1 rRNA gene (cut by a window edge) is annotated in these 1,303 nt (G+C 56.6%); it reads left to right on the top strand.

Features of this window, described 5'->3' with window-relative positions:
• Positions 1-24: 24 nt before the first annotated feature.
• Positions 25-1,303, top strand: a 23S ribosomal RNA gene (locus ACGFSA_RS34785); it runs 1,922 nt beyond the window's last position.

Here is a 1,303-nt window from a genome sequence, read left to right as displayed (position 1 = left end):
TGCACAGTGGACGCGAGCATCTGTGGCCAAGTTTTTAAGGGCGCACGGTGGATGCCTTGGCACCAGGAACCGATGAAGGACGTGGGAGGCCACGATAGGCCCCGGGGAGCTGTCAACCGAGCTTTGATCCGGGGGTGTCCGAATGGGGAAACCCGGCAGTCGTCATGGGCTGTCACCCGCTGCTGAACACATAGGCAGTGTGGAGGGAACGAGGGGAAGTGAAACATCTCAGTACCCTCAGGAAGAGAAAACAACCGTGATTCCGGGAGTAGTGGCGAGCGAAACTGGATGAGGCCAAACCGTATGCGTGTGATACCCGGCAGGGGTTGCGCATGCGGGGTTGTGGGATCTCTTTTTCACGGTCTGCCGGCCGTGAGACGAGTCAGAAACCGTTGATGTAGGCGAAGGACATGCGAAAGGTCCGGCGTAGAGGGTAAGACCCCCGTAGCTGAAACATTGACGGCTCGTTTAAGAGACACCCAAGTAGCACGGGGCCCGAGAAATCCCGTGTGAATCTGGCGGGACCACCCGCTAAGCCTAAATATTCCCTGGTGACCGATAGCGGATAGTACCGTGAGGGAATGGTGAAAAGTACCGCGGGAGCGGAGTGAAATAGTACCTGAAACCGTGTGCCTACAAGCCGTGGGAGCGTCGCTGTTGTTCTTCGGAGCGACAGTCGTGACTGCGTGCCTTTTGAAGAATGAGCCTGCGAGTTTGCGGTGTGTTGCGAGGTTAACCCGTGTGGGGAAGCCGTAGCGAAAGCGAGTCCGAATAGGGCGTTTTAGTAGCACGCTCAAGACCCGAAGCGGAGTGATCTAGCCATGGGCAGGTTGAAGCGGAGGTAAGACTTCGTGGAGGACCGAACCCACCAGGGTTGAAAACCTGGGGGATGACCTGTGGTTAGGGGTGAAAGGCCAATCAAACTCCGTGATAGCTGGTTCTCCCCGAAATGCATTTAGGTGCAGCGTCGTGTGTTTCTTGCCGGAGGTAGAGCACTGGATAGGCGATGGGCCCTACCGGGTTACTGACCTTAGCCAAACTCCGAATGCCGGTAAGTGAGAGCACGGCAGTGAGACTGTGGGGGATAAGCTCCATGGTCGAGAGGGAAACAGCCCAGAGCATCGACTAAGGCCCCTAAGCGTACGCTAAGTGGGAAAGGATGTGGAGTCGCAGAGACAACCAGGAGGTTGGCTTAGAAGCAGCCACCCTTGAAAGAGTGCGTAATAGCTCACTGGTCAAGTGATTCCGCGCCGACAATGTAGCGGGGCTCAAGCGTACCGCCGAAGTCGTGTCATTCGTACAT

This window comes from Streptomyces sp. NPDC048496 (assembly GCF_043200055.1).
In the GTDB taxonomy this organism is placed as follows: Bacteria; Actinomycetota; Actinomycetes; order Streptomycetales; family Streptomycetaceae; genus Streptomyces.
This window is presented reverse-complemented; position numbering and strand designations above follow the sequence as displayed.